The sequence below is a fragment of the Pseudomonas sp. NPDC089554 genome (assembly GCF_050280645.1).
In the GTDB taxonomy this organism is placed as follows: Bacteria; Pseudomonadota; Gammaproteobacteria; order Pseudomonadales; family Pseudomonadaceae; genus Aquipseudomonas.
Map to the genome: position 1 here is coordinate 1 of NZ_JBNNVR010000133.1, position 10,244 is coordinate 10,244.

The 10,244-nt window shown below is 64.9% G+C and carries 11 protein-coding genes, 2 pseudogenes and 1 riboswitch; of the genes and pseudogenes, 9 read left to right on the forward strand and 4 right to left on the reverse strand.

Going from position 1 to position 10,244, the window contains the following annotated elements:
* Together ACQKPE_RS24650 and cueR are read left to right on the forward strand one after the other, a co-directional pair.
* On the forward strand, positions 1-286 hold a 286-nt coding region (locus ACQKPE_RS24650; RefSeq protein ID WP_427669282.1), incomplete at its 5' end, for a hypothetical protein.
* Positions 283-687 carry a Cu(I)-responsive transcriptional regulator gene (cueR, locus tag ACQKPE_RS24655; protein WP_427669283.1) on the forward strand — a complete coding sequence of 135 codons (405 nt, stop codon included), beginning with the start codon at positions 283-285 and terminating at the stop codon, positions 685-687. The genes ACQKPE_RS24650 and cueR, both read left to right, overlap by 4 nt.
* Before the next feature lie 34 nt (positions 688-721).
* Here cueR and ACQKPE_RS24660 read toward each other — a convergent pair whose 3' ends face one another.
* Positions 722-1,621, reverse strand: a complete 900-nt coding sequence (locus tag ACQKPE_RS24660; RefSeq protein WP_427669284.1) for a hypothetical protein — start codon at positions 1,619-1,621, stop codon at positions 722-724.
* A gap of 3 nt (positions 1,622-1,624) precedes the next feature.
* Positions 1,625-2,194: a manganese efflux pump MntP gene (mntP, locus tag ACQKPE_RS24665; protein WP_427669285.1), complete on the reverse strand. Its 570-nt coding sequence runs from the start codon at positions 2,192-2,194 to the stop codon at positions 1,625-1,627.
* 4 nt (positions 2,195-2,198) lie between these two features.
* A riboswitch (yybP-ykoY riboswitch) is annotated at positions 2,199-2,366 on the reverse strand.
* A gap of 342 nt (positions 2,367-2,708) precedes the next feature.
* Here mntP and ACQKPE_RS24670 point away from each other — a divergent pair.
* Positions 2,709-3,641: pseudogene (locus tag ACQKPE_RS24670) on the forward strand (HAMP domain-containing protein); the annotation flags it as partial.
* Positions 3,642-3,770: 129 nt separating this feature from the next.
* Positions 3,771-4,499 carry a methyl-accepting chemotaxis protein gene (locus tag ACQKPE_RS24675; protein ID WP_427669292.1) on the forward strand — a complete coding sequence of 243 codons (729 nt, stop codon included), beginning with the start codon at positions 3,771-3,773 and terminating at the stop codon, positions 4,497-4,499.
* 34 nt (positions 4,500-4,533) lie between these two features.
* Here ACQKPE_RS24675 and ACQKPE_RS24680 read toward each other — a convergent pair whose 3' ends face one another.
* Positions 4,534-5,322 carry an AraC family transcriptional regulator gene (locus tag ACQKPE_RS24680; protein ID WP_427669286.1) on the reverse strand — a complete coding sequence of 263 codons (789 nt, stop codon included), beginning with the start codon at positions 5,320-5,322 and terminating at the stop codon, positions 4,534-4,536.
* A 54-nt stretch (positions 5,323-5,376) separates the two neighbouring features.
* Positions 5,377-6,654, reverse strand: coding sequence for an acetyl-CoA C-acetyltransferase (locus ACQKPE_RS24685; protein WP_427669287.1), 1,278 nt, complete (start codon positions 6,652-6,654; stop codon positions 5,377-5,379).
* Between the two features lie 159 nt (positions 6,655-6,813).
* On the opposite strand from ACQKPE_RS24685, the gene ACQKPE_RS24690 reads away from it, so the two are divergent.
* From ACQKPE_RS24690 to ACQKPE_RS24710, 5 genes and pseudogenes are all read left to right on the forward strand, one after another.
* Positions 6,814-8,166 (forward strand): 3-oxoacyl-ACP reductase, encoded by a 1,353-nt coding sequence (locus tag ACQKPE_RS24690; protein ID WP_427669288.1) that lies wholly within the window; start codon positions 6,814-6,816, stop codon positions 8,164-8,166.
* Between the two features lie 2 nt (positions 8,167-8,168).
* Positions 8,169-9,020, forward strand: a complete 852-nt coding sequence (locus ACQKPE_RS24695) for a MaoC family dehydratase (protein ID WP_427669289.1) — start codon at positions 8,169-8,171, stop codon at positions 9,018-9,020.
* A gap of 68 nt (positions 9,021-9,088) precedes the next feature.
* Complete coding sequence (locus ACQKPE_RS24700; RefSeq protein WP_427669290.1) at positions 9,089-9,394, forward strand: MazG-like family protein; 306 nt, start codon at positions 9,089-9,091, stop codon at positions 9,392-9,394.
* Positions 9,391-10,140: a methyltransferase domain-containing protein gene (locus ACQKPE_RS24705; RefSeq protein WP_427669291.1), complete on the forward strand. Its 750-nt coding sequence runs from the start codon at positions 9,391-9,393 to the stop codon at positions 10,138-10,140. Before ACQKPE_RS24700 ends, ACQKPE_RS24705 begins: the two co-directional genes overlap by 4 nt.
* Positions 10,118-10,244: pseudogene (locus ACQKPE_RS24710) on the forward strand (DUF4136 domain-containing protein); the annotation flags it as partial. The gene ACQKPE_RS24705 and the pseudogene ACQKPE_RS24710, both read left to right, overlap by 23 nt.

The following is a 10,244-nucleotide window of genomic DNA, read 5'->3' on the forward strand; positions in this document are numbered from 1 at the left end:
ACAGGCGGCTGGCGCCTTCCTGGTAGAACCACTGGATCTCCTGCGGGCGGCACAGGAAGATGCCGCGCAGAATCAACCCATGCACCCGCTCGGGGAGGGCCTATGCCGAAACTTGTTCTGGGCATTCATCTACAACCTGGTCGGTATTCCCCTGGCCGCGTTCGGCTTGCTCAACCCAGTGCTGGCCGGCGCCGCCATGGCGCTGTCCAGTGTCAGCGTGGTGAGCAATGCGCTGCTGTTGAAAACCTGGACACCCACCGGCATTCCCTCCAAGGAGGCTCCATGAACATCGGCCAGGCTGCCCGGCGCAGTGGGCTCAGCGCCAAGATGATCCGCTACTACGAGTCCATCGGCCTGCTCAAACCCGCAACCCGCAGCGACAGCGGCTATCGCTTGTACAGCACGCAAGACCTGCACAGCCTGGCGTTCATCAAGCGCTCCCGCGACCTGGGGTTTTCCCTGGACGAGGTGGCCCGGCTGCTCACCTTGTGGCAGGACCGTGGCCGCGCCAGCGCCGATGTGAAGGCGCTGGCCATGCAGCATATCGATGAGCTGAACAAGCGCATCGAGGAACTGGTAAGCCTGCGCGACACCTTGGGCGACCTGGTCGCCCACTGCCAGGGCGACGACCGCCCGGATTGCCCGATCCTCAAGGACCTGGCCAACGGCGGCGAGTGCTGCCACTGAAACCTAAGCACCCGCTGAGCCATTGGCCTGGCACTTATCTAGGCGTGGAGTCGGACGGAGTCAGCTCAAGCACTCGGTCCCTCCCCCCTTCTGCCACCAGATAGCTGCCATTGCCCGTTGCGATCACGGCCTGCGGCGCCTTGAGAAACGAGAGAATCGTTTGCTGCTTGCCCTGGGGTGTGATCAGCAATAGACGCGCCCTGTGCGTGGAGTCTTCATTGATCCACAAACCCCGCTCATCACAACGCAGGAAGGTCGGCTGATTGAGCCCACCAATCAGCACGGGATCGCTACGATCCTGCGCCAGGACACGCACGACCCCTTGCGCCTTCTTGGTGTAGAGCATCCGGCCGTCGGGGCAGCGGGTAATCGACTCCGCCTCATCCAGGTTATCGCGCACCACCGTGACGGACTGGCTCTGCCAGTTGTAGCGCAACAGCCGGCCGATGTGCTTCCTGTCCTCGATGGCGTACAAATTCTCGCCGTCGTCCCATAGCCCCTGCACACCGGAACCCTCGAACAGTGGCGTGACGACACCGTCGTCCAGGAACATCACGGGTTTGTCGGCGACCTCCTGGCTGAACACCCAACCGCCCCGCGCAGCGATCAAACCATCGGGTTTGCTCAGGCCTCCCAGCACCTCGTGGCGCTCCCCCGGCCCGTCTATGCGCACGATACTGCCTCGGCCTTCGCGCAACTCCTGGCTGACCAGGATCGCGCCGTCGCTCAGCATCGCCAGCGATGCGGCTTTAGGTACTTGCTCATGCAGTACGCGGTAGCTCCAACCATTGGCCGCTTGAACCGGGTAGAACGATTGCCAGGAAAAGAACCCTGCGGCGGCAAGCACGAGGCCGGCAATGGAGAAAGCAACCCGCTTCAGCACCCGACGCAGAGGCACAGCGCCCCTGCCGATGTCACTCAATGACTTGTCCATGGCTTAGGAAACCGCCGTCAGGTGCTCGTACAGGATGGTCGCGCCAATCAGCATCAACACCACCCCACCGAGTATCTCGGCACGTTTGCCGACGATCACCCCCAATACGCGGCCAAGCATGACGCCAATCGTTACCATGACCGTGGTGGCGATACCGATCGCAGCGGCGGCCACCAGTATGTTCACGTCGATGAACGCAAGGCCGATCCCGACTGCCAGGGCGTCGATACTGGTGGCCACAGCGGTAACGGCCAGGATGAAGAACGAATGCGAATCCGGTTTGGCCTCTTCCTCGCCCTCCTGCTTCACGCCGTTGTAGATCATGTGCAGGCCCAGCACCAGCAGCAAGGTAAAGGCGATCCAATGGTCCCAGCTTTCCACGAACTGGCTGGCGACCCGACCCATGCCCCATCCCACGATGGGCGTGATGGCTTCGATAACGCCGAAGATAAGGCCGGTGCGAAGCGCCTCGCTGAAACGGGGTTTATTCAACGATGAGCCTTTGCCAATTGCAGCAGCGAAGGCATCGGTAGACATGGCCAAGGCCAAGAAGATGAGAGAAATCGGACTCACGGTTATCTTCCGGTCGGGCTATGAGACAGCGACGCATCCACGCGCCCGACCTGAGGCATGGATAGGTCGCTGGTCTCGCCAACCAGAGGTGTTCGCGCCACGGCATGTTGCCGAGAATGTTGACGCGAACGCTCTAGATCAGAGATCTAAAGCAGGCTACTCCCCAACGTGGGTGCGAAGATAAACACCCTTATGTAAAAAAATCGTGATGGCGTTGGAAAAAACCTTCGGCCACCACTGAAACGTCGCACGCAACATTTCATCCGATAGACACACTGTTCATTCAATAAACCTTCCCGGCTGCCGATGGCTTGGTATACCAACCTGCCAAACGCACAAGAACAATCCGGGAGCGTGGATGAACATCAAGCAAAAACTGACTTGGGCCTTCGCCGTGATCGCCGGCCTGCCCATCATCCTCGTGGCCACGCTGGTGGTCCTCAACCTGCGCAGCGAAGCGCGCGAGGGCTTCCTGGACGGCAGCAGCCGGGAAATCCGCCAGGTGGGCAATGCGATGAACCTGTTCTTCCAGGGTATCTCGCAGAACGTCGACTACCTTGCCAGCCAACCTTTGGTGGCGGCCACCGGCGGTGACGTTAAGAAGCACCTCTCGGCCAATGCCGAGCAGATCCAGCCCGGCCCCCAGGACAAGGCACTCGGCGAGCTGTTCACGCGCCTGGCCCAGAGCCACCCGGACTACGCCTACGTGTCCTACGGCGTAAGTGACGGCGGCTATGCCTTCTGGCCCGGCGACCCGAAGATGGCCAACTACGACCCCCGCACCCGCCCCTGGTACCAGCTGGCCATGGCCAACCCTGGCAAAACCCTGCGCACCGCGCCCTACTACTGGGCCGGCGACGACGCGGTGCTGGTCAGCACCGTGCGCGCGGTGGCCAACCAGCTCGGCAACCCCGGCGGCGTGGTCAACATCGACGTTTCCCTCAAGGGCCTCACCGAAATCGTCAAGCAGATCAAGATCGGCGAAAGCGGCTACCTGATCCTGATGGAAAACAACGGCAACGTGATGGTCGACCCGCGTGATGCCAGCCACAACTTCAAGCAGCTGGAGAGCTTCGGCGGTGGCTACGCCGAGCTTGCCAAGGCCGGCAAGGGCCTGGCCGAAGTGGAACTCAACGGCGAGCGCTACATGGCCAACCTGTACCCGGACGAACGCCTGGGCTGGACCTTCATCGGCCTGATCCGCCAGGACGAAGTGATGCAGAACACCACCCGCCTGACCTGGCTGATCGGCACCATCGCCTTGGTGCTCGCAGCGATGTTCGCCGGGGTCGGCGCCGCCTTCGCCAAGCTGATCGTGCGCCCGATCAACAGCGTCACCAGCGGCCTGGAGGATATCGCCCAGGGCGAGGGCGACCTGACACGCAACCTGCAAGTGCGTGGCCGCGACGAAACCGCTCAACTGGCCAACTGGTTCAACCAGTTCCTCGGCGCCATTCGCAGCCTGATCCAGCACATCGGCGGTGCCGCCGGGCAGATCCTCAGCACCTCGGCCAGCTCCACCCGGGTTTCCGGCGACATGGCCGAAGCGGCCGGGCGCCAGCGCGAGGCAGTGGACATGGTCTCTACCGCCTTCCATGAAATGGTCGCCACCGCCAACGAAGTGGCCCGTTCCTGCAGCCAGGCCGCGCAGTCGGCCGACAGTGGCCAACAACAGGCCCGCGACGGCCAGCGGCAGATCGATGCGGCGGTGCAGAGCGTCGACCGCCTGAGCCAGGAGATCGAGCAGTCGGCCCTGTCGATCCAGCAACTGGAGCGCGACAGCACGGCCATCCAGTCGATTCTCGGCACCATCCGCTCGATCGCCGAGCAGACCAACCTTCTGGCGCTCAACGCCGCCATCGAAGCAGCCCGCGCGGGTGAGCAAGGCCGTGGTTTCGCCGTGGTGGCCGACGAGGTAAGGGCCTTGGCCAAGCGCACCGCCGACTCCACCGCAGAAATCGATGGCCTGCTGGGCAACCTGGCCAGCCGTACCTCGCAGGTGGCCGAGCAGATGCACGCCAGTATCGAAGTGTCGCAACAGTCGGTCAGCCGTATCGGCCTGGCGCGTGACAGCTTCGGGCAGATTCGCGAGTCGGTGGATGTGATTCGCGACATGAACACCCAGATCGCCACGGCCGCCGAGGAGCAGCACCAGGTGGCCGAGGACATCAACCGGCATATCAGCCAGATCCATGGCGATGCGCAGTTGGTGGCCGAGCTGGCCCAGGCGGCGCGGCAGGACTCCGAGAGCCTGGCGGGGTTGTCCAATGAGCTGGATGCGTTGGTGCGTAGGTTCCGTACCTGATCCAACGTCGCCCTGTGGGAGCGCCTACATCAACTCAGAATCTAAGCTCCCCCGGCGTCGAACCAAACAACTGCTTGAACGCCGCAATGTACGCCGAGGTGGAATCATAGCCACAGGCCAACGCCGCCTCGGTCACGCTCTGCCCCGCCTCCAGCACCACCAGCGACGACAGCAAGCGCATGCGCTGGCGCCAGTTGCGAAAACTCAAGCCCGTCTCGCGCTGGAACAGGCGCATCAAGGTCTTCTCCGAACACTCCAGCTGCAGCGCCCATTGCTGCAGGGTCTGCGGCTGGTCGGGCGCCGCGATCAACTGGTTGCACAGCCTGAGCAAGCCCGCATGGCGCGGTAGCGGCAAGGAGAACCCCACCTCCGGCAAGGCCCGCAACTGGTCGAGCAACACCGCCACCAACCGCGCCTCGGCGCTGTCGCCTTCCGGGTAGTGCACCGGCAGCAGGCAAAATTGCTTGATCAGCTCGCGGGCCAGCGGCGTCACCTCCAGCACCCGGCAATGGTCTGGCGCCCACTGGCAGGCATCACGCCGCACATAAAGGCTGCGCATTTCCGCCTGCATCGAAGACACCACTTCGTGCCCGGTACCTGCGGGAATCCACACGCCCCACTGCGGCGGGGCGAAGTAGTTGCCTTCACTGGTGAAGACGCCAAGCACGCCGCTGATCGCATAGGAGAACTGCACCCAGTCGTGGCGGTGGCGTGGGGTCCAGGAGCCCGCGCCGAGGCTTTCGGCGCGGGCATAGAGCGGCCTGGGCAGGTGGTCCAGGTCGGGGATGGCGCGGGGTGGGCTGATCGGCTCGTGGCTCGGCATGCGGCGTATGTTCTTGTGCGTGGCCTGGCAAGCCTACCAGCTTTGCAGGCGTACTCAGCGCTCGACGATCGCCGTCACGCCCTGCCCGCCTGCCGCGCAGATCGAAATCAGCCCACGCCCCTTGCCGGCCTTGGCCAGCAGCTTGGCCATGTTCGCCAGAATGCGACCGCCCGTGGCAGCAAACGGGTGACCTGCGGCCAGCGAACTGCCCTTGACGTTGAGCTTGCTGCGGTCAATCGAGCCCAATGCGCCGTCCAGGCCCAGGCGCGTGCGGCAGTAGTCGTCGTCTTCCCAGGCCTTGAGGGTGCATAGCACCTGAGCGGCGAAGGCTTCGTGGATTTCGTAGTAGTCGAAGTCCTGCAGGGTCAGGCCATTGCGCGCCAGCAGGCGCGGCACCGCGTACACCGGCGCCATCAGCAGGCCCTCCTGGCCTTTGACGAAGTCCACCGCTGCCGCTTCGCCATCCACCAGGTAGGCCAGCACCGATAGCCCGCGCTGCTCGGCCCAGGCGTCGCTGCCCAGCAGCACCAGCGAGGCGCCATCGGTGAGGGGGGTGGAGTTGCCAGCGGTCATGGTGCCCTGGGCGCTGCGGTCGAATACCGGCTTGAGCTTGGCCAACTGCTCCGGGGTCAAGTCGGGGCGCAGGTTGTTGTCGCGGGTGAGGCCCAGGTAGGGGGTAAGCAAGTCGTCGTGCCAGCCCTCGATGTAGGAAGCGGCCAGGTGATGGTGGCTGAGCAGCGTCAGCTCGTCCTGGGCAACCCGTTCGATGCCCCAGGTTTTTGCCATCTGCTCGCAATGCTCGCCCATCGACAGTCCCGTGCGTGGCTCGCCATTGCGCGGAAACTCAGGCTTGAGGTGATGCGGGCGCAGCTTGAGGAACGGCTTGAGGCGCTCGCCCAGGCGCTTGCCACGGTTGGCCTCCAGCAACAGCCGGCGCAAGCCTTCGTTGACCCCGATGGGGGCGTCGGAGGTGGTGTCGACGCCACCGGCAATACCGCTGTCGATCTGCCCCAGGGCGATCTTGTTGGCCACCAGCAACGCCGCCTCCAGGCCCGTGCCACAGGCTTGCTGGATATCGTAGGCTGGGGTCTGCGGCGACAACCGCGAGCCCAGCACGCATTCGCGGGTCAGGTTCATGTCGCGGGCGTGCTTGAGCACCGTGCCGGCAGCCACCTCGCCCAGGCGCAGGCCGTGCAGGCGGTAGCGTTCGACCAAGCCTTCGAGTGCGGCGGTGAGCATCGCCTGGTTACTCGCCGTGGCGTAGGCACCGTTGGAGCGGGCGAAGGGGATTCGGTTGCCGCCCAGAATCGCGACACGGCGGATGGAACGCATACGCAGGGTTCTCCTTGAACAAATCAAGCAACAATTTCGTGGAAGCAGCTATTTCGGGCTACTACCACCGCTACAGCCTAGGTGTTTTTAGCCCATTCGAACGACCTTGCCATAAAGTTGGTCCACACTTGCATGCTTGCCTTCAGGGAGACCCCACACATGAGCGATCGCTACCTCGGTTTTGCCAACTCCAACCTCGGCCGTCGCCTGGTAGACGCACTCGGCCTGCCGCGCCCGGCCCCGCTGGAGCGCTGGCAGGCCGGTCGCCTGCGCCCGGTGGAGGGTGCCCTGGTGCTGGGTGGCGGGCCGCTGGCAAGCGCCGTCGAAAGCTTCGCCCCTGCCCTTACCGACGAATCCTACAGCTTCGCCAGCGAAGGCTTGCAGTCCCCCGCCTGGGTGGCCGGGCTGGGGCCCAAGCTCAAGGCGGTGGTGTTCGATGCCAGTCACTTGTCCGACAGCGACCAGCTCAAGCAGTTGCGCGAATTCTTCCAGCCGCTGCTGCGAAGCCTGGCCAACTGCGCCAAGGTGGTGGTCCTCGGACGGGCACCGCAAGCACTGGAAGATGCCCAGGCCAGCGTGGCGCAACGCGCCCTTGAAGGCTTCAGCCGCTCGCTGGCCAAGGAGCTGCGCAATGGCGCCACGGCGCAGCTGCTGTATGTCGACCAAGGCGCGGAAAACCAGCTCGAAGGTGCGCTGCGCTTCTTCCTCTCGCCCAAGAGCGCGTTCATCTCGGGCCAGGTTTTGCGTCTTGAGGCTTGCACTGCCCAAGTGGCGGACTGGACCCGCCCACTGGCCGGTCGCCGCGCCCTGGTGACCGGCGCCGCCCGCGGCATCGGCGCAGCCATTGCCGAAACCCTGGCCCGCGATGGCGCCGAGGTGATCCTGCTGGACGTCCCTCCCGCACAAAAAGACCTCGACGCCCTCGCCGCGCGCCTGGGCGGCCATGCCCTGGCCCTGGATATCTGCGCCAACGACGCCTCGGCGCAGCTGCTCGAAGCGCTGCCCGACGGCATCGACATCGTAGTGCACAACGCCGGTATCACCCGCGACAAGACCCTGGCCAACATGACCCCGGAATACTGGGACGCGGTCATGGCGGTAAACCTCAAGGCCCCGCAGGTACTGACCCAGGCGCTGTTCGACGCCGGCAGGCTGGGCCAGGATGCGCGCATCACCCTGTTGGCCTCGGTCAGCGGCATCGCTGGCAACCGTGGCCAGGCCAACTACGCCGCAAGCAAGGCCGGGCTGATCGGCTTCGCCCAGGCCTGGAAACCGCGCCTGGCCGAGCGCGGCGCCAGCATCAACGCCGTGGCACCGGGCTTTATCGAAACCCATATGACCGCCGCCATGCCCATGGGCCTGCGCGAGGCCGGGCGGCGCCTGAGTTCCCTGGGCCAGGGCGGGCGTCCACAGGACGTCGCCGAGGCCATCGCCTGGCTCAGCCAGCCGGGCAGCGGCGCGGTCAGCGGCCAGGCGTTGCGGGTCTGCGGCCAAGCACTGATGGGGGCCTGAGCATGAGCCGAGCCTTCCAGGAACTGCACAGCCCCGACTCGCGCGCCAGCCTTTACCTGCGTGCGCTGGGCAAGCGCAAGATCACCGGCAGCACCTTGCCCGCGCAGGGCCTGCGCTGCTTCCTGCGGGTCGACGCAGCCAACCTGGCGGCCTACCGCAGGCTCTGCCACTTCACCGACGATGGCCGCCTGCCGCCCACCTACCCTCACGTGATGGCATTCACCCTGCAACTGCAATTGCTCACCGACCGCGACTTCCCCTTCCCACTGCTTGGCCTGGTGCACCTGCACAACAGCGTGCAGGTGCTGCGCCCGCTGGGTGGCGTCGATGGCCTGCGTTTCACCGTGCAGGCCAACAACCTGCAACCCCATGCCAAAGGCGGCACCTTCGACCTGGTGACCGAGGCCGAGGATGGCCTGGGCGTACTCTGGCGCGAAACCAGCCGCATGCTGGTGCGTGGCTTGAAGCTCGAAGGCCAGGGCGCCGAGCAAGCAGACGCTGAACAACAGGTACTGCCAGAGGTGACGCGCTGGTACGCCGACAGTGATATCGGCAGGCGCTACGCCAATGTCTGCGGCGACTACAACCCCATCCACCTGAGCGCCGCCAGTGCCCGCCTGTTCGGTTTCCCCAAGGCGATCGCCCATGGCATGTGGAGCAAGGCCATGGCACTGGCGGCCTTGCGTGGGCACCTGCCAGTCGCGGGTTTTGAGTTTGCCGTGGACTTCCACAAGCCGGTGCGCCTGCCCTCGGAGGTCGTCCTGAACGCCAGCGGGGTAGGCGCACAAGGGCAGCTGAGCCTGCAAGGGCACGGCAGCCTGCTGCATATGTCGGGCACCTGGCGCACGCTGTAGCGCACCTGCAATTCACTTGCTTTGCTCCCTCGCGCCGCCGAAGCTATGCGCCAGAAGGAGAGCCCCCGATGAACCTGCAAGAACTGACCGAACGCCTGCACCGCATCCGCGACAACAACGACTGGCGCGGCTTCCACAGCCCGAAGAACCTGGCCATGGCCGCCAGTGTGGAAATGGCCGAGCTGGTGGAAATCTTCCAGTGGCTGAGCGAAGACCAGTCGCGCCAACTGCGCGCCGAACAGCTCGCCCATGCCGGCCAGGAAGTCGGCGACGTGGTGCTGTACCTGTTGTTGCTGTGCAGCGAACTGGGCCTGGACCTGGAACAAGTGGTGCGGGCCAAGCTTGCCGACAGCGAAAGGCGCTTCGCCAAATGAACGACCGTCACTTCGATGAACTGGCCAGCCGCTTCGCCGAGAAGATCTACGGCGGCGCCAAAGGCGCGATTCGCCTGGCCGTGCTACAGGCCGACCTCGCCGAAACCCTCCCCGACCGCCCCCTGCGCATCCTCGACATCGGCGCCGGCCTGGGCCATATGGCGCTGTGGCTGGCCGAGCGCGGCCACCAGCTGACCCTGGCCGAACCCGCAGCGCCCATGCTCGACGGCGCACGTGCACGCTTTGCCGAGGCCGGGCAACAGGCCACGTTCATCCAGGCCCCCTGGCAGGAACTGCTCGGCCAACTCACCGAGCCGTTCGATGTGGTGCTGTGCCACGCCGTGCTTGAATGGCTGGCCGAGCCGGAAAGCATCCTGCCGGTGCTGCACCAGCTGACCGCGCCCGGCGGCTGGTTGTCGCTGGCGTTCTACAACCGTGATGCGCTGGTGTACCGCAACCTGCTCAAGGGCCACTTCCGCAAGCTGCGCAGCGACAAGCTGGCCGGCGAGAAGCAAAGCCTGACGCCGCAGAAACCGCTTGATCCGCGTGAACTCAAGGCGCAACTTGAAGGCTTGTGGCAGGTCGAAAGTGAAAGTGGGGTCAGGGTGTTCCACGACTACATGCCCAAGGAGTTCCAGGACAAGGCCGAGCTGCTCGACCTGCTGGAGATGGAACTGGCCCACCGCCGCCACCCGAGCTTCGCCGGGCTGGGGCGCTACCTGCATTGGGTCTGCCGACCCCGCTGACCCCGCCTGTCGGGAGGAACACATGCCATACCGTCTGCTGTGCCTGGCCCTGCTTCCCTTCGCCCTGGCCGCCTGCCAGGGCACCAACCCGTACGTGGCAAGCT

Bases quoted from the DNA above. Each gene is read 5' to 3' on its own strand.
- cueR (WP_427669283.1), top strand. From the start codon at position 283: ATGAACATCGGCCAGGCTGCCCGGCGCAGTGGGCTCAGCGCCAAGATG.
- ACQKPE_RS24660 (WP_427669284.1), bottom strand. From the start codon at position 1,621: ATGGACAAGTCATTGAGTGACATCGGCAGGGGCGCTGTGCCTCTGCGT.
- ACQKPE_RS24675 (WP_427669292.1), top strand. From the start codon at position 3,771: ATGGTCTCTACCGCCTTCCATGAAATGGTCGCCACCGCCAACGAAGTG.
- ACQKPE_RS24680 (WP_427669286.1), bottom strand. From the start codon at position 5,322: ATGCCGAGCCACGAGCCGATCAGCCCACCCCGCGCCATCCCCGACCTG.
- ACQKPE_RS24685 (WP_427669287.1), bottom strand. From the start codon at position 6,654: ATGCGTTCCATCCGCCGTGTCGCGATTCTGGGCGGCAACCGAATCCCC.
- ACQKPE_RS24690 (WP_427669288.1), top strand. From the start codon at position 6,814: ATGAGCGATCGCTACCTCGGTTTTGCCAACTCCAACCTCGGCCGTCGC.
- ACQKPE_RS24695 (WP_427669289.1), top strand. From the start codon at position 8,169: ATGAGCCGAGCCTTCCAGGAACTGCACAGCCCCGACTCGCGCGCCAGC.
- ACQKPE_RS24700 (WP_427669290.1), top strand. From the start codon at position 9,089: ATGAACCTGCAAGAACTGACCGAACGCCTGCACCGCATCCGCGACAAC.
- ACQKPE_RS24705 (WP_427669291.1), top strand. From the start codon at position 9,391: ATGAACGACCGTCACTTCGATGAACTGGCCAGCCGCTTCGCCGAGAAG.